The organism is Aeromonas intestinalis (assembly GCF_054052485.1).
Genome location: NZ_JBSTYK010000011.1, coordinates 43,110 through 61,608 on the forward strand (window position 1 = coordinate 43,110; position 18,499 = coordinate 61,608).

18 protein-coding genes are annotated in these 18,499 nt (G+C 52.1%); 12 read left to right on the forward strand and 6 right to left on the reverse strand.

What is annotated here, in order from left to right; all coding sequences use genetic code 11:
* Positions 1-149 precede the first annotated feature (149 nt).
* From ACW5W7_RS14855 to ACW5W7_RS14910, 12 genes are all read left to right on the forward strand, one after another.
* Positions 150-686, forward strand: a complete 537-nt coding sequence (locus ACW5W7_RS14855) for a GNAT family N-acetyltransferase (RefSeq protein ID WP_456502207.1) — start codon at positions 150-152, stop codon at positions 684-686.
* Positions 683-916 (forward strand): acyl carrier protein, encoded by a 234-nt coding sequence (locus ACW5W7_RS14860; protein ID WP_456502208.1) that lies wholly within the window; start codon positions 683-685, stop codon positions 914-916. The genes ACW5W7_RS14855 and ACW5W7_RS14860 overlap by 4 nt, the downstream gene beginning before the upstream one ends.
* The gene (locus ACW5W7_RS14865) at positions 916-1,665 is read left to right on the forward strand and encodes an SDR family NAD(P)-dependent oxidoreductase (protein ID WP_456502209.1); all 750 of its coding nucleotides are present in this window, start codon (positions 916-918) and stop codon (positions 1,663-1,665) included. Before ACW5W7_RS14860 ends, ACW5W7_RS14865 begins: the two co-directional genes overlap by 1 nt.
* The gene (locus ACW5W7_RS14870; protein ID WP_456502210.1) at positions 1,662-3,020 is read left to right on the forward strand and encodes an AMP-binding protein; all 1,359 of its coding nucleotides are present in this window, start codon (positions 1,662-1,664) and stop codon (positions 3,018-3,020) included. The genes ACW5W7_RS14865 and ACW5W7_RS14870 overlap by 4 nt, the downstream gene beginning before the upstream one ends.
* Positions 3,017-4,072, forward strand: coding sequence for a LuxE/PaaK family acyltransferase (locus ACW5W7_RS14875; protein ID WP_456502211.1), 1,056 nt, complete (start codon positions 3,017-3,019; stop codon positions 4,070-4,072). Before ACW5W7_RS14870 ends, ACW5W7_RS14875 begins: the two co-directional genes overlap by 4 nt.
* Entirely contained in the window at positions 4,069-5,256 is a 1,188-nt protein-coding gene (locus ACW5W7_RS14880) for an acyl-CoA reductase (RefSeq protein WP_456502212.1), read from the forward strand. Before ACW5W7_RS14875 ends, ACW5W7_RS14880 begins: the two co-directional genes overlap by 4 nt.
* A gap of 156 nt (positions 5,257-5,412) precedes the next feature.
* Positions 5,413-6,396: a glycosyltransferase family 2 protein gene (locus ACW5W7_RS14885; RefSeq protein ID WP_456502213.1), complete on the forward strand. Its 984-nt coding sequence runs from the start codon at positions 5,413-5,415 to the stop codon at positions 6,394-6,396.
* A complete protein-coding gene (gene glf / locus ACW5W7_RS14890) occupies positions 6,393-7,553 on the forward strand; it encodes a UDP-galactopyranose mutase (RefSeq protein ID WP_456502214.1) in 1,161 nt (386 codons plus the stop codon). The genes ACW5W7_RS14885 and glf overlap by 4 nt, the downstream gene beginning before the upstream one ends.
* Complete coding sequence (locus ACW5W7_RS14895; protein ID WP_456502215.1) at positions 7,543-8,607, forward strand: Stealth CR1 domain-containing protein; 1,065 nt, start codon at positions 7,543-7,545, stop codon at positions 8,605-8,607. The genes glf and ACW5W7_RS14895 overlap by 11 nt, the downstream gene beginning before the upstream one ends.
* An 88-nt stretch (positions 8,608-8,695) precedes the next feature.
* Positions 8,696-10,144, forward strand: coding sequence for a glycosyltransferase (locus ACW5W7_RS14900; RefSeq protein WP_456502216.1), 1,449 nt, complete (start codon positions 8,696-8,698; stop codon positions 10,142-10,144).
* Between the two features lie 33 nt (positions 10,145-10,177).
* Positions 10,178-11,845, forward strand: coding sequence for a glycosyltransferase (locus ACW5W7_RS14905; RefSeq protein WP_456502217.1), 1,668 nt, complete (start codon positions 10,178-10,180; stop codon positions 11,843-11,845).
* An 89-nt stretch (positions 11,846-11,934) separates the two neighbouring features.
* Positions 11,935-12,735, forward strand: a complete 801-nt coding sequence (locus ACW5W7_RS14910) for a class I SAM-dependent methyltransferase (protein WP_456502218.1) — start codon at positions 11,935-11,937, stop codon at positions 12,733-12,735.
* 26 nt (positions 12,736-12,761) lie between these two features.
* On the opposite strand, the gene pseC is transcribed toward ACW5W7_RS14910, so the two are convergent.
* The 6 genes from pseC to ACW5W7_RS14940 form a co-directional block, all read right to left on the reverse strand.
* Complete coding sequence (pseC, locus tag ACW5W7_RS14915; protein WP_456502219.1) at positions 12,762-13,928, reverse strand: UDP-4-amino-4,6-dideoxy-N-acetyl-beta-L-altrosamine transaminase; 1,167 nt, start codon at positions 13,926-13,928, stop codon at positions 12,762-12,764.
* Positions 13,925-14,929 (reverse strand): UDP-N-acetylglucosamine 4,6-dehydratase (inverting), encoded by a 1,005-nt coding sequence (gene pseB / locus ACW5W7_RS14920; protein ID WP_434667182.1) that lies wholly within the window; start codon positions 14,927-14,929, stop codon positions 13,925-13,927. The genes pseC and pseB overlap by 4 nt, the downstream gene beginning before the upstream one ends.
* Before the next feature lie 162 nt (positions 14,930-15,091).
* Positions 15,092-15,910, reverse strand: a complete 819-nt coding sequence (locus ACW5W7_RS14925) for a cobalamin-binding protein (RefSeq protein ID WP_456502263.1) — start codon at positions 15,908-15,910, stop codon at positions 15,092-15,094.
* Between the two features lie 19 nt (positions 15,911-15,929).
* Positions 15,930-16,907, reverse strand: coding sequence for a cobalamin biosynthesis protein CobD/CbiB (locus ACW5W7_RS14930; protein ID WP_456502220.1), 978 nt, complete (start codon positions 16,905-16,907; stop codon positions 15,930-15,932).
* Positions 16,904-17,596, reverse strand: coding sequence for a 5'-methylthioadenosine/S-adenosylhomocysteine nucleosidase (mtnN, locus tag ACW5W7_RS14935; RefSeq protein WP_349921796.1), 693 nt, complete (start codon positions 17,594-17,596; stop codon positions 16,904-16,906). Before mtnN ends, ACW5W7_RS14930 begins: the two co-directional genes overlap by 4 nt.
* A 133-nt stretch (positions 17,597-17,729) precedes the next feature.
* A complete protein-coding gene (locus ACW5W7_RS14940) occupies positions 17,730-18,485 on the reverse strand; it encodes a substrate-binding periplasmic protein (protein ID WP_349921797.1) in 756 nt (251 codons plus the stop codon).
* Between the last annotated feature and the right edge of the window lie 14 nt (positions 18,486-18,499).

An 18,499-nucleotide genomic window follows, 5' to 3' on the forward strand; every position in this document is an offset into this window, starting at 1 on the left:
CTCTCTCAAGATGTGGTGATTGTCGAGATTATTGCGGACAACTCATTGATTAGTTTTGATATTATATCGACTTTCTAACGAATATTACTGATTTTTGCTACGGAGTTGCCCCATTGTGGTCGATAACCTAGGCAAGTCGTGAACAATAAGTGGTACCAAGCATGAGCTACGGTGTCGAATTGCGTCTGCTGGAACCCTGGGACTTGCCCATCCTGAGACGCTGGCGTAATCGGGATGAAGTGCGCTTGCAAATGGTTGACCAGGCGCTTGTCTCTCCTCACCAGCAGCGGCAGTGGTTCGTTGCCAGCCAAGAACGGCCGGATCAGCGTCATTGGGTGCTCTGGTGCAAGGGGATGCGGGCGGGCTATGTCAACCTGAAAGGGGTGCACAGAGGTAGTTTGCAGTCTCAGACCATGGCAGATGCAGGCCTCTATCTGGGCACATCTCCTGTACGTCACCCCATGCTGGGCATTGCCGCTGCCTTGTCACAACTGGATCAGGCATTCGATGGCTTGAATATTGGCCTTATCCGAACCCTGGTGCGGGAAGGCAATGATGCTGCCTTACGTTTGAATGAGCAATTGGGCTATCGTCAATTAGGCTATGACAATGGGTTTGTCTCGCTTGAGCTAAATCCTGTGGATTATTATGCTGCCCGCGAACGGCTGCGGAGATTTTTCAGATGACAATATCTTTGGAACAGGTTTTTGCCGATGCCCTGGGGATCGAGCTCAATATCGTCAGTGATACATTGGCCTACAACAGCATCCCTCAGTGGGATTCTGTCGCGCATATGGGCTTGATTGCTCACCTGGAGGATCACTACGGCGTCCTGCTCGATACCGATGACATCATCGACATGAGCTCGGTCGCAAAAGCTCGCGAGATTCTGGCCAAATACGAGGCCGCTCTCTAATGACGGCGCTGTTGCGGGGCAAGCGGGTGCTGATCACCGGCGCCGGGCGCGGCATCGGTCTGGCCATCGCTCGCCAGTTCGCCGCACAGGGGGCCGAGCTGTGGTTGGGGGGACGTGATGAATCCGCTCTGTGCCGGGTCGCGGCAGAGCTAACCACCGAGTTTGGTGTTCCCTGTCAGCCCTTGTGTTTCGATGTGGCCGAGCCGCAGGCGGTCAAGCAAGCTTTCCAGCAACTGTTTTCCCAGACTCGCCAGCTGGATGTGCTGGTCAACAACGCCGGAGTGCTTGAGGATGCCCTGCTTGGCATGGTCAGCCAGGCGCAGCTGGACAAGACGTTCAGTCACAACGCCTTCAGTGTGCTCTATTGCAGTCAGTATGCTGCTCGCCTGATGCAACGCAGTAGCGGTGGCAGCATCATCAATATGGCCTCCCTGATGGGATGCGTAGGGGCGGCCGGACTCAGCAGCTATGCCGGCAGCAAGGCGGCGGTGATTGGCATTACCCAGTCTCTGGCCAAGGAGCTGGCCGCAAGCCAGATCCGGGTCAATGCCATCGCCCCAGGTTTTATCGATACTGACATGGCGCGTTCGTTGCCATCCGCCAAGTTTGACGAACGGGTGGCCAGTATCGCCATGGGGCGTATCGGCACTCCGGACGAGGTGGCCAAGGTGGCCCTGTTCCTGGCCTCGGATATGTCCTGCTATGTCACGGGCCAGGTGATCGGAGTCGACGGGGGAATGCTGATTTGAGTTCACCCGATTTGCTAACCCATCTGGTCGCTGGCAATGGCGCTCCCGCCTGGCGGGATCCCGATGAAGGCTGGCTCAGCTATGGCGAGCTGGCACAGCGGGTAGCACGGCTTGCAGAGACCTACCCGGAGGGGCGCCAGCTCATCTACCTGCCGTTTGTTACCTCAACCCGTCATTTGTTGCATTATCTGCTGGCTCTGCGTGAGGGGCATGTGGTGATGCTGGCTGATCCGGCCCAAGATGAGGAGACGCGGCGTGAGCTGTGCGAGCGGTTCGGCGCGAGCCTGGTGGTCACTACGGAAGGCGGCCTTTTACCTCTTGGCAAACCCCCTGCACTGTACGCCGATCTTGCCTTGTTGCTGCCCACCTCTGGCAGCACGGGATCCAGTAAATGGGTTCGACTCTCCCGAGCCAGCCTCAATGCCAACGCTGCCGCCATCGCCGAGTATCTGGCATTGGACTCTGAGGAGCGTGCGATCACCAGTTTGCCGCTCTACTACTCCTTCGGCATGTCGGTGCTCAACAGCCATCTGCTGGTGGGAGCCTCGCTGGTACAGAGTGCGGTCAGCCCGCTCGAGCGCCAGTTTTGGGAAGAGGTCAATACTCATCGGGTCACCAGCGTGGCCGGAGTCCCATTTACCTTCCAGATGCTGAACCGCTTGCGCTTTGATTGGAACCGTTATCCCAGCCTCATGACCCTGACTCAGGCCGGTGGGCGCCTCGAGCCAGCCCTGGCAAGCCAGTTCGCTCTTCAGGCCGCGACGCTGGGGCGTCGTTTTTTCGTCATGTATGGCCAGACCGAGGCTGCACCACGCATCGCCTGGCTGGGGCACGATGAAGTGCTGGTTGTCCCCGATGCCATTGGCCGTGCCGTGCCGGGAGGGCATCTCACCTTGCGCCCCGAGGCGGGACTGCCCGAAGGGGAGGGGGAGCTGGTTTATGACGGTCCCAACGTCATGCTCGGTTATGCCGAAGGTCGGGCTGAGCTGTCGCACGGACGCGAGGTGGAGTCTCTCTTTACCGGCGATCTGGCTCGTTGCGACGAGGCGGGACGGTTCTATTTGACCGGACGTCTCAATCGCTTCCTGAAGCTCTTTGGCAAGCGGGTGAGCCTGTCGGACGTGGAGTGTTGGCTGCAGGCGCAGGGCTATCTCTGCGCTGCGACCGGTCGGGATGATCGCCTGCTGGTGGCCATCGAAGGGGAGCCGATGGCCTGTGACGAACTGCAACGGGAGATTGCCGGCTGGTTAAAGGTCCCCCCTTCCAGCGTGTTGATCCGTGTGCAGCCACTGCCGCGTCGCAGCAACATGAAAGTCGACTACCCGGCCCTGTTGGCGTTGCTGGAGGCATCATGAACGCATTACTGGATGCTTCAATATTTGGCCTGGCGCAACGAGAGAAGTCGGCTCTGCTGCTGACGCGTCTCAATGAGCTGACTGCTCGCCATCAGCAGGCTTGCCCTGCATACGCCAACGTCTTGTCGGCGTTTGGTTGGGGGCAAGCCATCTCTTACGCCGAGCTGCCCTATCTTGCCGCCCGCCTGTTCAAACTGGCAAGGTGGAAAAGCGTGCCGGAGGATGAGGTGTTCAAGGTGCTTACCTCGTCGGGCACCACGGGGACTGCGTCACAGATAGTGCTGGACAGAGAGACCGCCGCCCTGCAAAGCAAGGTGCTGGTGAAAATCCTGCAGGAGTTTGTCGGTAAACAGCGGCTGCCCATGCTGCTGGTGGAACAACCCGCGCTCATCCAGAATCGCAGCGGGTTCTCGGCACGTGGCGCCGGTGCACTTGGACTCTCTTTCCTTGGGCGTGACCACACTTATGCCCTTGATGAACAGATGCGTCCCAATTGGCCTGTGATCGAAGCCTTCTGCGAGAAATATGCCGGTCAGCCCGTACTGCTGTTTGGCTTCACCTTTATGGTATGGCAGTGCTTGTTGGAGCCGCTACGCGAGCGTGGACTGCAGTTGCCACTGGAGCAGGGCATCTTCTTCCACAGCGGTGGCTGGAAGAAATTGCAGCACCTGGCGGTGGACAATCCCGCTTTCAAGGCCCGTTGCCGCGAACAGCTGGGACTGAGCCGGGTTCACAACTTTTATGGGATGGTGGAGCAGGTAGGCTCTATCTTCGTCGAGTGTGAGCAGGGGCACCTCCATGCCCCCGTGTTTGCCGATTTGCTGGTGCGTGACCCGTTGACCCATCAACCACTGGCAATAGGCCAACCAGGCTTGCTGCAGGTGCTTTCGGCCATACCGGGCAGTTATCCCGGTCACAGCCTGCTGACCGAGGATCTCGGCGTGCTGCTGGGGGAAGATGATTGCCCCTGTGGCCGCCATGGCCGTTATTTTCAGGTATTGGGGCGCCAGGCTGGCGCCGAGGTGAGGGGATGCAGCGACACCTTCCAATGAGCCCGCCCGGGACGATAACCGGGCTCTGGCAGGCGGGGCCGGCCGTCAGCTTCGTGGCACCGATGGGGAGCTGGCAGACGTTTTGCCCGCAGCCACTCTCCTGTTTTGCTCCCGTCATCTGCGATTTCGTGGCGGCGCTGTCAGCCCGATTGCAGCAGGAGGGGCGTCGCCATCCCGACCTGGCCGCGTTCGGTTTCTGGTTGCGACCTCGCCAGCTGGCCAGAGAGATCCTGCGACTGCAGGGAAGGGGAGCGATGGGGGTCACGTTTCATCTGGTGCCCTCCAACGTGCCGACGGTGGCTTTTTACTCCTGGTTGATGGCCCTGTTGATGGGCAACCCCTGTGTGGTGCGGCTGTCGTCGCGCCGGGATCCGCAGCAGGAGGCCATGCTGGCGATCCTCAATGAACTCTTCAGCCTCCGTGAATGGCAAGAGGTCGCCGCCCGTACCCGCTTCATTCGCTATGGTCACGACGAGGGCATCACCGCCTGGCTATCGGCGCGCTGCCGGCTACGCATCATCTGGGGCGGGGATGATACCATCCGCCAGGTGCGAGCCATTCCCCTGGCGCCAGAGGCACAGGAAGTGGTATTTCCAGATCGTCGTTCGATGGCTGTACTCGACAGCCGCTGGCTTGCCGGGCTGGATTCGCAGGGCTGGCAACGGACCCTGGCCGCCCTGCAACAGGACTGCATCCGTTTCAACCAGCAGGCCTGTGCTTCCCCAACCACTCTCTGCTGGTTGGGCGAACCAACCGAAGACCTGCGTTACCGCCTGCTGAAAACCCTTTTTGCCCCCTTCGCTCAGGATCCCGCTCTGGTAATGGAACGGCTCATCCACAGTCAACAAAATGCCGCCGAGCAAGGTTCGATAAGGGTGAGCTGCTTGTCTGGCGTCACCTTATTGACTCCGGCGAACTCGTTGCGGCTCGCATACGTCGGAGGAGGTACAGTCGCCGAATTCATGGCCGATACCCTGAGTGAGTTGCTGGCGCAGCCCTGGGACATGCAGACCTGTGTCTGGGTCGGCGATGACAGGGCCGGGTTTGAAGCGGCGCTGCTGGTTGCTCCCTTCTGCCGGATTGACCGAGTGGTGGCACCGGGCCAGGCGCTGGCGTTCGAGTGGCACTGGGATGGGATCGATATGTTGCAAGTATGCAGTCGTGGTCTCAGCCGACACGAATAATCGGATACGGTTCACATAAATCCCATAGCGTCAATGGATTAGCTTGGTTAGGCATATCTTTTGCATTAAATCTGACGGAGAGGGGAAGGGTTGACAGGGGCCGTGCAGTAGCCTTGCCCATTTTCTCTCATCAGCTTCTTTTCTATTCATTTTTCCTTGGATTTACCTATGAAAGTCAGCGTATTGGTGCCCGTCTACAACTTGGCGCGCTTCATCGAACCCTGCCTGCTCAGCCTGCTTGAACAGCAAACTGATTTCGAGTTCGAGGTGATCGCCATCGATGATGGCTCGAGTGATGACTCCTGGTCCATCATGCAGCGGCTGGCACGTCAGTGGCCGGGGCTGCGGGCCCTGCAAAATGAACAGAACATGGGGCTGGCCAGAACCCAGAAGCGGCTGCTTGCCGAAGCGCAAGGGGCTTACCTTGCCTATGTGGATGGAGACGACCTGGCCTTGCCGGGCAAGCTGCAGCGTCAGGCCGATTATCTGGACGCGCACCCCGGCTGCACGCTTTGCTATCACGAGGCGGAGATGTTTGACGATGAGACCTATGGGCTTATCAAGCTCTTCACCCGCGATTACTACAACGCCCATTACCTCGAGCCCGTGATGACGCGGGAGGCGCTGATCCGCTTCGGGGTCTTCGTCAATGCCAGCTCCATCATGTTTCACCGCTATGACGGCATGGCTGATGCCATTGATGAAGGGTGCAAGATCATTCTCGATTATCCTTGGCACATCCTGAATCTCTCCCTCAACCCAGGAACTCTGGATTTCATTCCCGAGCCGCTGGGGCGTTACCGTTTTCATACTCAGAGCTTTGGTGGGCAGACCCGCAAGTCGGCAGAACGCCGTGAGCAGTCACTGCACGATCTGCTGCGCGCCTGTGACAATGCCGCTATGTTCGATGCTGATCCCGTGATCATTGCCCAGGGACGTGCCCATCACTACTATTCCGCCGCGCTCTATTTTCTGCGCCAGGATGACGTCGTACGCTTCACGCAGCTTATCGAGCAGTCTGCTGCGGAGGTCGCGAAATTGGCGCCGGGTTGGTTCTTTGATGAGCGGCATCAATTGGCATGGACTCAGCGGGCCCACCCATCCCAAGTCATGCAACAACTGTTTGGAGAGGCGGCGTGAACTATCAAGCAATCGTCATTGGCGCCGGGCTCTCCGGTGCTGTCATGGCTGAGCGAATGGCCAGCCAGCTTGGCTGGAAGGTACTGGTGCTGGAGCAGCGCGATCACATCGGCGGTAATTGCTTCGATGAGCAGGACGAGCACGGCGTGCTGATCCATCGCTATGGCCCACATCTATTTCATACCGATAACAAGGTGGTGTGGGATTACTTGTCGCAGTTTACCCAATGGTTGCCATACGAACATCGCGTGTTGTCACGTATCGACGGACAATTGGTGCCTATCCCGTTCAACCTGACCAGCATCGAGCGATGTTTCCCTGCCGATAAAGCCAGCGCCATGATCGAGGCCCTTCGCACCCGGTTCGGTGACGGTGCCAGAGTACCGATCCTGGAGCTGCGGAAAGAGCAGCATCCCCTGTTGGGTGAGCTGGCCGATTTCATCTATCAGAAAGCCTTCGTCAATTACACCAGCAAACAGTGGGGTGTGGCGCCAGACGAGATTTCTCCCGAGGTGACGGCGCGGGTGCCCGTGGTGGTCAGTCGGGATGATCGCTATTTCACCGATCCCTGGCAGGCGATGCCAGCCGATGGCTATACCGCCATGTTTGAGCGCATGCTTGCTAACCCGCTGATTGAGGTGAGATTGTCTACTCCCATGGTGCAGCATGTCAGACTGGACTGGCGGTTGAAGCAGGTGCTCTTGGATGAGGAGCTCTTTGATGGCCCCTTGATCTATACCGGTATGCTGGACCAGCTGATGCCTGAAGAGGGGGAAGATCTGCCATATCGTTCGCTACGTTTCGAGCATCGCCATCTGGCGCAGGAACAATTTCAACCGGCCACTACCGTCAATTATCCGAATGAAGAAGCCTTCACGCGGATCACCGAGTTCAAGCATTTCAGTGGGCAGGTGCATCCCGGTACCAGCATCGTATACGAATATCCCTGTGACTATCAGCCAAAACAGGGACTTGAGCCTTATTACCCGCTCTTTACAGACACGGCCAAGCAGCATTATCAAGCTTATCGTGATGAGTTAACCCAGTTCCCACAGTTGATTGCCCTGGGTCGCCTCGCTGAATACCGTTATTTCGATATGGATGATGCAGTCATTAATGCTTTGAATAACTACCGAGTAATGCAAAATGAGTACTGAAAACTTTAATGTTGATTTTGTTTTGCCATGGGTAGATGGTAGCGATCCAGCTTGGTTAGCTGAATTCAGGAAATATAAAGCTGATAACGTACAACTTAATAATGCCTCTAGATATCAGGATTGGGATAATTTGCAGTATATTTTTAGAGCATTTGAGAAGTTTACTCCATGGGTAAATAAAATATTTTTGATAACATGGGGGCATTTACCTTCTTGGTTGAATATAGACCACCCCAAGTTGGTCGTTATCAATCATAGCGACTATATCGATAAATCAAACCTGCCCTTATTTAACGTTAACCCACTTGAAATAAATTTACACAATATACAAGGGTTAAGTGAACACTTTGTATATTTCAATGATGATCTGTTTATATTGCGTCCATTAAAGAAAAATGAGTTTTTTAAAGATAGGCTTCCGGTTGATTTTGCTATTATGGATGCAACTCACGACGGCCTTATTTCTCATATTGTTTTGAATGATATCGACTTAATAAATAAAAACTTCAATCGGCATGTCAAACCTGAATATGAGAAAAAGAGACTGATATTAAATAACTTTAACAAATGGTTTAACATAGCATACGGGTGGCATGCTATTAACAATATTATTTTTCTTAAATGGAAAGGACATACAGGCTTCATCATGAATCATTTTCCTACTCCATATCTAAAATCTACATTTTTGGATGTTTGGGATAAAGAAGATGAGAGAATGAAAATAACTACTGCATCTAAATTTAGAAGCAATGAGGATGTTAACCAATATCTATTTCGGTACTGGCAATTAGTTACTGGGCAGTTTTATCCTGCAAGATATAATAAGTGGAAAAAAGAGCGGGTCCATATAGAAATAAGAACAATTAAAGATGCAGAGCGAATTGCTAAAGATATAGATAGTGGTAAATTTTCGATATATTGCATCAATGATGCAATATATCGAGGGCGATATACCAAAGAGGATATGAGTGTAGAGGATTTCCTAAATTCAAAGAAAATAATCAATTTGGCTTTTGAACGACTCCTTCCAGAAAAATCATTGTATGAAAAATAATCTTTCATAGAGTCCTATGTTAGTTTAAATGTAAGTTCACATGATAATAATTTAGGGTTAACCACTTTAAATACTGCCAGGATATCTTATGAATAAGAAGAAGGTTGTTGTATTTGGTACCGGTGGTTTATATAAATATCTTAAGGAAATAATATTTATACAGTATGACGTCTTATCTATTTATGATAATGATTATACTAAAAAGGGAACTGTAGTGGATGGCTATACGGTTAGCCATATTGATGATGGTCTTCCTGAAGACTATGATTATATCTTAGTTGCTAGTATGTATTTCTCCGAGATTAAGTCTCAGTTGATAGGCTTAAATGTTACTGATAATCAGATAAAGTATATTGAGTCAGATCCTCTAATCGGTCAGGTACTATGGCAGTCAAGAAAATTAATTGCTCTGGATAAACGTGCTGCATTTCGTGAGAAGATACAAGGGCCTTTGCTGATCGTGATCAACTCACTGCGTTCGGGAGGTGCAGAAAGAGCCTTGGTTAATCTTCTTCGAGTATTACGAGATGAAGGTGTTATAGCCAATGTCATCTCTATTTATGGGGGCGGGCAATACAGTCGTATGATTTGTGCGCCACATAACCATATTGAATTGTTCTCTTCAGATGAGGATATAGAAGCTAGGGTCCTACTGCGAACTATCTCACCAGGTGAAATATATGAGTCAATGCTTGGTCTACCATTTAATACAGTCATTGCCTTTCTTGAAGGGCCTGCAACATTATTTTGCGCTCATATTCCGGCTGAAAATCGGATAGCGTGGTGCCATACGGACCTTGGCGGTTATCACTGGACAAAAAGCTTTTATTATAGTGATGAAGATGAAGGAAAGTGTTACAGTAAGTTTGATGAACTAGTTTTTGTTTCGCCATCTGGATTACAAGGTTTTTGCAAATTATTTCCTAATGTTTCTGTCAAAAAATCTATTATATCGAATATTTTTGATATCGAGCAGATAAATAACCTAGCTACAGAAAATGTGGAACTTCCTGGTTCGTTTAATTTTGTGTCGGTTGGGCGTTTAACTGATATTAAAGGTTTTGACCGGTTAATCGATGCCTTCTCAAAATTGTGCGGTATTTTAGATGGCAATGTTCATTTGATTATCATTGGTGATGGTGATGCGCGCCATAGGTTATCGGCCCAGATAGATACACTGGGGTTGAGAGAACGAGTCACTTTGGTGGGGTTTACTGATAACCCATACAAATATATCAATGCTGCCGATGTATATATATCATCTTCTCATGTTGAGGGGCAACCACTGTCGATTGGTGAAGCGCTTATATTAGGTAAGCCAGTTATTGCTACTGATAATGATGGTTCAAATAATATTCTACAGAAAGGAGAATTTGGACTCCTTGTTGAAAATTCAACGGGTGGGCTCCTCATTGGCATGTTACGGGCGTTCAGGGATGATGAATTCATATCTGAATATACAGTTCGGTCTAGGATGAGCCGTAAGTTATTCTCACATGAAAAAATAATATGTCAGTTTTTAAAGTTAATTGAATGATGTAAATGCATGTTCTTGCTGGAGTGATAATCTATGTCTATTCGTAAATATGCAATAATATTCGGCCCAACGGTGGAGGGGGCTCTTGCATTATATCTACTGCAAGCGGAGTGGACTGTTATTGCTTTTTGCGATAATGATCTAAAAAAGACTGGTACATTTTATCAACAGATTCCAATAATTAGCCCGAGAGAGCTGGCTGAACATTATTCTCACGTACCCGTAATAGTTGCCAACTATAGGTATCAGGTTGTTATTTCTCTCCAGTTATTGGATATGAAACATGATGAAATACTAATATTTAAAGAAGTCAATGGGATTGGAACAGTGTATCCCGCATCTGCAGATCCTCGTGAACTTTTTTTATTAATGCTATCATCAAAAAAGAGTAACAATAATAATGATTTAAGTGGTTTTTGCTCAACTAGTCATGGGGCTATTTATGACCCTGAACTTCCCAGAGTATTTAATTTCACATTTTTTAAATATGCTGGAGAGTGTGGTGGTCCAGCTGGTGTGATTTATCGACTGCAAAAAAGCAATCAGTCATTAGGGCTTGTGAAGAATGACTTCTATGTCTTTGGTGACAAGATGATCAGCCCTGCTTGTGTTGATAAACCAAGAATATTCTATCCACCTAAATGTCTTGATATATATGGTGCGATTATTGATTTATGGGAGCATACGCTTAGCCATACATTTCCATACAATAATATGAATGCTCTTGATGAAAGATTGGCACATATGCAAGCCTATATGAACAAAGTATTAAATTTACATGAGCAAATCCATTTTACATCAAAGGATATATACATATTCCACGATATTGAAGCAGCGTTTATATTTTCTTCCTTATTTGATTTCACTCAAAAAGCACTTGTCTATCATGGTCAGGGAAGTATGTATTATGAATATTTGGCATATGGTGGAATGCCTAGTGATGGACTAAGAATTACTTGGGATTTGATACATAAGCACTGTCTCTCCGGTGTGAAGAAGAATGTTTATCCATCTCTAGGAGGATATGATTCATTATTGAAGACTGCTCCTGAATTAGAGAGCCTTATGGCTGATTACCATATAGTTCATAACGGATGTGAGGTATATGATTTTTCATATTCTGATAAGATAAAATCGCTTTTAGCTGGTTTTTTACGTCCAAACACAATTAAGTTTGTTACTGTTGCAATGGTTAATGATGCGAAGGCAATTGAGAATATTCCTATTTTTCTAGGAGATCTTAAGAAGCGCTTTGGAAAGGATATTCAGTGGGTTCTGGTAGGCTCAGGTCCTAGAAATGACTTGGTAGAGAGAAATATTATCGTAAATGATTTAAATGATAATGTACTATGGATAAAAGAAAGGCAGGTCCATCATGATATTCAATATATATTTGATGAATGCGATTTCTATATTATTCTACAAAAATATTCTATCTGTGACTTTGCAACAATTGAAGCCATGGGGAGAGGCTGTATCCCTGTATTATCAGATGTGCCTGGTAATAAAGCGTATGTTTCTTATGGAAATGGTTGTGTTGTTACCAACTTCAGTGACGCATCTTGTTTTATTGAGATGTCGCAGTCGGAAGATATGTTGTCTCTCATAGAGAAAAATATTAAAGTACAGCGAGAATATTTTTCAGAAAAAAGTTTTCTAAATGGATATCATGAATTGTCTAAGCAACTGACCTCTGGTTGATAGAACGATAAATCACGTAAAGTTTATTGATGGTTATTTTAATGTGTTTTAAATAACTCTACATGGATATATTCTTAAAGATAAATACTATGAAAAACTTTAATGTCATAACGTCAGAGAAAATGAACAATTGGTTTTCCTCTACGACAGAAGCTGATTACCAATTGAAAGATGTTATTACTAAACTAGATCGTAGCGAAAAGTTTTACCCATCAGCAAAAGAAATTAATCTAGATCTTTTCTGTGTGAATGACATATACGCATCTATACCATTATTTGAGCCGACGTATTACGGTGTTCCAAGCAATGCTCATATTTCAGAGCGAGACTTGAATTACTTATTTAGTCGTGTTGATGATGGACAAATACATCTCATTATTGAGGTCGGATCTTTTTGTGGTGCTTCAGCTTGCTTTATTGCGGAATATATAAAGAAAAATAATATTCCGGCTTTGATTATCTGTGTTGATACTTGGTGTGGGGATATCAACATGTGGTTGAAGGGAAGTTTCAACTCTATCATGGGGACATCTAGTGGACAGCCAAAGCTATTTGAGAATTTCATCTCTACCGTACGTAAATATAAAATGGATGACATTGTCATTCCTCTTCGAGTGTCATCGGTCGTTGCCGCTAGGATGATTGAAGTGCTGAAATACAAAGTTGATATGGTTTACTTAGACTCGGCTCATGAGGCTGGTGAGACATTTATGGAACTTAATCTTTACTATGGCTTGCTAAAAAAGGGTGGGGTTATTTTTGGTGATGACTATAATATATTTCCCGCGGTGAAAAATGATGTTGACTTGTTTTCCTGTTTTATAGGTCAGGCTATAGATTTTTGTGATAATAAGGATAAAAACAACCCAATTTGGTCTTTTAAAAAATGAAGATAAAGGGTAATACCTTAGTGTAACTAACACTGATTCTCTTCAGTTGAGTACTTAAATTGCATAAGAATTCGAATGCTGTTTATTATTTCTGATAAGTGTTCGTCTTCAATATTTGGAAACAAAGGTAGAGTAATAGCTCCGCTGTAAAATTTATCCGCATTCTCCAGTTGTATATTAGAATATATCCGATGCCAAGGTTGCTGGTAAATAGGTATGTAGTGAACGTTTACACCAATCTCTTCTTCACGCAGATAGTGAAAATATACATTGCGTTGCTGAGGAAGCACGTGATGAACATAAAGATGAAAGGCACTACGTAGCTGTTCATTAAAATAGATGGGTAGCAGTGAGGGCGCTAAGGCTTCAAAATAACGATGGGCAATTTCGCTCCGTTTGATGATCCATGTTTCCAGATTCTGCATTTGACTCAATCCCAGTGCAGCTTGGATATCCGTCATCCGGTAGTTGAAGCCCAGCATCTGCTGTTCGTAATACCAGGGGCCATCGGGTTCATTGATGAAGTCGGTTGGTTCCCGGGTTATGCCATGGCTGCGCAGCAGGCGCATGGTTTTGGCCAGGGCGGGGTCGTTGGTCATCGCCATGCCACCCTCACCGGTCGTGATGATCTTCACCGGGTGGAAGCTGAAGACGGTGATATCGCTGTAGCGGCCGTTGCCGGTTGGTTCGTCATAGTAGCGAGCGCCGAGGGCGTGGCAGGCATCTTCGATGATACGAAAGCCATACGCTTGTCCCAGGCGGTAGATCTCTTTCATGTCACAGGGGAGCCCCGCGAAATGCACCGGAATGACCACTTTGGGCAGGCGCCCTTCTTTCTTGGCTACTACCAGTTTTTGTTCCAGCTCCATGGCGCACATATTGCCGGTGTCGGACTCGATATCAATGAAATCTACCTGAGCCCCACAATAGAGAGCGCAATTGGCGGAAGCCACGAAGCTGATGGGAGAGGTCCAGACCCAGTCCCCAGGCCCCACACCCAGCGCTAGGCAAGCGATATGCAGAGCGGCAGTACCTGAGTTGACGGCCACGCCGAAGCGGGCGCCACAATAATCGGCGACCGCCTGCTCGAAGCGGGGAACCACCGGACCTTGGGTCAGAAAATCGGATCTCAATACCTCGACGACGGCTTCGATATCCGCCTCGCTGATAGACTGTCTCCCGTACGGAATCATGCCACCACCATCTTGTCGTTCAATGCTTTGAGTTGTTCAATGGTCAGAAAATCGCCGTTGTTGCGAGAGTTATACTCGAATCCTTGTTCAACCAAGTTTCCAGCTTCATTCGTCGCGGTGACGGAAAAGTCGTTGTTACGGTTATTGAAATTGATGGTAGGGCCGATGATGAAGAAGTCGTCAAACTCGAAGGTGTGATAGGAGTCATCTGCGGGACACATCACTTCATGCAGTTTCTCACCAGGCCGAATACCGATGATTTCCTGTTTTAGCTGGGGAGCCATGGCGGTAGCCAGGTCAGTGATCCGGACCGAAGGCAGTTTGGGGACGAAGATCTCCCCCCCCTTCATGCGGGAGAAGTTGTTGATCACGAAATCGACCCCCTGCTGCAGGGTGATCCAGAATCGGGTCATCTCGGCGTGGGTGATGGGGAGTGCCGTTGCTCCCTGATCAATTCTCTTCTGGAAGAAGGGTACGACCGAACCACGAGAGCCTACCACATTGCCATAACGCACCACCGCGAAACGGGTGGGATCCTGGCCTGCGATGTTGTTGGCGGCTACAAACAGTTTGTCGGAAGCGAGTTTGGTCGCGCCGTAGAGGTTGATGGGGTTGGCGGCCTTGTCGGTGGAGAGGGCGATGACCTTCTTGACCTGATTGAGCAGCGCGGCCTGAATGACATTCTCGGCCCCGTGGATGTTGGTCTTGATGCATTCCATGGGGTTGTATTCGGCGGCGGGCACCTGCTTGAGGGCTGCCGCGTGGACCACATAATCGACCCCGCGCATTGCCATGGTCAACCGGTTGGCATCCCGCACATCCCCGATGAAGTAGCGCATGCAGGGGGCATTGTACTCCTGCTGCATTTCAAACTGTTTGAGCTCATCGCGTGAGTAAACGATCAGGCGACGGGGCTGATAGCGCTCCAGTATGGTCTGGATAAAGAGCTTGCCGAAAGAGCCTGTGCCACCGGTGATCAGGATCGTTTTCTCATTGAACATAGTGAGCATCTCATTAAAAACAGTGATGAATCATATACTAACAAATAAGGCGCGAGTTTCTTGCAAGAAGAATGTGATCGGCCGAGAAAATGCTGGATTTACAGTTATCGACGTTTGAAGCAAGAAACTTAACCGATATCTCAGGATTGACGGTTATCGGCTTCAGGAATGGGGAGCCGTCTCTTGGATCGCCTGTATTGCCTTGCACACCTGTTCCACCGCATTGAGGGCGCGGGGGGTGAAACGGTGCAGTTCGTCGGGATTGATGAGCTTCAGTTGCCCATGTTTGACGGCGTCCAGCATGGGCCACTGCTGCCAGTGGGTCAGCACGGCGGGATCTTGACTCCCGGCCAGGATGAGGCTCGGATTGGCCTTGATCACCTGTTCCAGCCCTATCTGGGGGTAGGGGGTCTTGGCCCCGGCCGCGACATTGGTGGCACCGCACAGCGCGATGGCCTGCGCCGGCCAGGCCGAGCCGCTGACGCTGGTAAGCGGCGGATACCAGAGCTGGTAGAACACGGAGACGGGTTTGGGCTGGCCGTATTGCCGTTTCAAGCCATCGAGTCTCGCCATATAGGCATCGGCCTGGGCATTGGCGCCTGGCTCCAATGCGAGCAACTTGCCAAGGCGGCGCATCTCGTCCGCCAGCGAGGCAAAGTCGGTGGGTTCCGAGTAGAAGATGGGGATGCCGAGCTGGGCCACCGGGGCCAGCATGCGGGACTGGGCGGAGCGCCAGGCCACCACCAGATCCGGCTTTTGCGCCAGCAGGGCTTCCAGATTGATGCTGCGGTAGTTGGCCACCTGGGGCCTGGTCTTCACCTCGGGGGGAAAATCGGAGGCGTCGTCGGTGGCGACGATGCGATCCCCGGCGCCGATGTCGAACAGCAGCTCGGTGAGGTGAGGGGTAAGGCTGATGATGCGCTGGGGGGGCTGGCTCCAGCCGCTCTGTGGCCAGCCGAGCAGGAGCGTCAGGGTGAACAGGGCTTTCACGGCGAATCGATTAACCACGGACAAGCTCCAGGGTAGTGAGCAAGAGTGCCAGTCCCATCCATCCCCAACCGATGAGCGCCAGGCGGTTGAGCAGCCGCAGCGGCAGCCCCGCATCCGGCTCGGCGCCGTCGCCGAGCACGGGGAGGCGCACCAGCTGGCCCTGATAGTAGCGGGGACCGCCCAGGCGAGTGTGTGTGGCGCTCGCCACCAGGCTGAGCAGGCAGCCCATGGCTGGATAGGGCCAGGGCAGGGCGGCGCGCAGGCGAGCCCCGAGTCCGGGCAACTGGCCGAGGCAGAGCTGGGTGAGCCACAGCGGCAGTGCCAGCAGCAGGATGACGGGGGCGCAGAGTCCCTGATAGAGGGCAGACGCCGCGCGGCCGAAGTGTTCAAACTCCCTCGATTTCGGGCTCCAGGCCTGGTTCATCAGCTGGGCAAGGCGCCAGAGCAGGGCTCCCTGCACGCCCGCCAGCGCAAACCCCAACAAGGGGCCGGCCCATTGGCCGACCAGACGCAGTGCGCAGGTTTCGCTCACCGCTTTGACGAGTCCCATCACCGACAGACTACCCGTCTCGCGTCTGAGCCAAGGGGCCACCTGCAGCCTGGCGACCACCAGGGTCTCCTGGTTTGCCAGAGCCCGGGTCGCCTTGGCGAGTTCGCGCAAGGGGCGGGATTCGAGCATCAACAGCAGGAACAGGAGGTCGAACAGGGGTTCACTCAGGGAGAGATTGCGCACCGCCCAGAGTCCGGCTGCGCAGGGGAGCCAGACTACCAGCAGGGCCAGCAGACCGGCCTGCCACTGCTGGCGCGGGGAACCGTCGGGGCGATAGACCCGGCGACCCAGTCGTACCAGCAGCGGGAGTACGGCGCCGAGTCGAAAGCGGGCAGGCCAGGGCAGCAGGGCTTCCAGCAGGGCGGCCCCGAGCGCAATGGCCGCGCTCGTCGAGAGCAGCGAGGCGGCCAGAGGCTCCCAGGCGGTGGCGTCGATCACAGCTTGCCGAGCAGTCTGATGATCATCTCGGCGGAGTGCTGGCCTGCCACTTCGATGAAGGCATCGAAGGATTCCACCTGCTCCTTGCCGGCGATGTCAGACATGGCGCGTACCACCAGATAGGGCACCTTGAACATCTGGCACACCTGGCCGATGGCGGCCCCTTCCATCTCCACCGCCAGCATCTGGGGGAAGTCGGCGCGAGCTTTCGCAATCGCTTCTGGCTTGCACATGAACTGATCACCGGTGCAGATGAGGCCAATCTTGGTCTGGTGCTTGCCCTGTTCGCCGATGCAGGATTCGGCCAGCGCGATCAGCTTCTCGTCGCAGGGGAAGGCGGCGGGTTGCTGGGCCATCTGCCCCATCTCGTAGCCGAAGGCGGTGACATCCACGTCGTGGAAGCGCATTTCGCTGGCGATCACCACGTCACCGATGTGCAGATCCTGGTCGAAGCCGCCGGCGGAGCCGGTGTTGATGACGCAATCCGGGGCAAACTTCTCCAGCAGCAGGCTGGTAGCGACGCTGGCGGCGACCTTGCCGATGCCGGAGCGGGTCAGGATCACCTCTTTACCGGCGAGCCGCCCCTGATAGAACTCGCAGCCGCCCAGTTGCAGGGTGCGGGGTTCGCTAAGCTGACTACGCAGCAGGGCGACTTCCTGCTCCATGGCGCCGATAATACCTACTTTCATCCTCTACCTCGTCTGTCTCGTGTCTGCACTATGGTGGACGGCACTCGAGGGCCGCCTTGCTTGGCGCGGATGATAACAAATGTTGTCGATGTCGCCGAGCATTGAGCGGCGCGAATGGCTGATTGCGGGAAAATCAATCGTAGCGGGCCGCCAGGGCTGCCAGCTCCCCCCGGCTGGCGAGCCGTTGCAGGGTGTCGCCAAACAGCTTGAGCCGCTCAGGGGAGCTCTGGCGGTGGAACAGGATGTAGAAGGGAGTCTCCTCCATCACCCTGGGCAACAGGCGTATCTGGGTATCCAGCCGATGTTCACGAAGGTCTGATTCGAACCCCGGGGAGCGGTAATAGAAAAAACGCCCCCGTTTCATCAGCAGCTTGTCGTAGTTGGCCTCGCTGCTGATCCCGCCGCTGTCGATGCGAAGGTCACCGATAGCTTGCAACCGTGCGATGGCGCCGCTGCCATGGTTGATGAGAATGACCCCGTCCCGGCCAAGAGCCCTGACATCTTCCCAACTCCGGATTTCGACATCATCGTCGCGGCGCACCGCCAGGTGGTAGCGCACCGTGAAAATGGCGGGGCTGAGGTAGCTGAAGTCGCGGCGCCGCTGCGGGTTGTCTCCCACGCCGCAGATGAAGTCCAGCTGGCCGTAGAGCACCTTTTTTTCCAGTCGCCGCAGGGGGAGAAAGGCCTGATCCCCGACAATGCGCAGGGCAGGCTCCTCTTGCTCCATCAGCCGAAACAGGTCGACGCAGATCCCGCCGACCCGGCCATCGGATTGGCGCAGATACTTGGGGGCCGAATCGGATTGGGCCGCGGTGCGGTAATACTCGATGGCACCGGCCTCGCCGCCCATCAGCAGCAGGCACAGCAGCCCGGCCATCCTGACCCTCATTCCGTCCACTCCCT

Bases quoted from the DNA above. Each gene is read 5' to 3' on its own strand.
- ACW5W7_RS14860 (WP_456502208.1), top strand. From the start codon at position 683: ATGACAATATCTTTGGAACAGGTTTTTGCCGATGCCCTGGGGATCGAG.
- ACW5W7_RS14865 (WP_456502209.1), top strand. From the start codon at position 916: ATGACGGCGCTGTTGCGGGGCAAGCGGGTGCTGATCACCGGCGCCGGG.
- ACW5W7_RS14875 (WP_456502211.1), top strand. From the start codon at position 3,017: ATGAACGCATTACTGGATGCTTCAATATTTGGCCTGGCGCAACGAGAG.
- ACW5W7_RS14880 (WP_456502212.1), top strand. From the start codon at position 4,069: ATGAGCCCGCCCGGGACGATAACCGGGCTCTGGCAGGCGGGGCCGGCC.
- ACW5W7_RS14895 (WP_456502215.1), top strand. From the start codon at position 7,543: ATGAGTACTGAAAACTTTAATGTTGATTTTGTTTTGCCATGGGTAGAT.
- ACW5W7_RS14900 (WP_456502216.1), top strand. From the start codon at position 8,696: ATGAATAAGAAGAAGGTTGTTGTATTTGGTACCGGTGGTTTATATAAA.
- ACW5W7_RS14905 (WP_456502217.1), top strand. From the start codon at position 10,178: ATGTCTATTCGTAAATATGCAATAATATTCGGCCCAACGGTGGAGGGG.
- ACW5W7_RS14910 (WP_456502218.1), top strand. From the start codon at position 11,935: ATGAAAAACTTTAATGTCATAACGTCAGAGAAAATGAACAATTGGTTT.
- pseC (WP_456502219.1), bottom strand. From the start codon at position 13,928: ATGATTCCGTACGGGAGACAGTCTATCAGCGAGGCGGATATCGAAGCC.
- pseB (WP_434667182.1), bottom strand. From the start codon at position 14,929: ATGTTCAATGAGAAAACGATCCTGATCACCGGTGGCACAGGCTCTTTC.
- mtnN (WP_349921796.1), bottom strand. From the start codon at position 17,596: ATGAAAGTAGGTATTATCGGCGCCATGGAGCAGGAAGTCGCCCTGCTG.
- ACW5W7_RS14940 (WP_349921797.1), bottom strand. From the start codon at position 18,485: ATGAGGGTCAGGATGGCCGGGCTGCTGTGCCTGCTGCTGATGGGCGGC.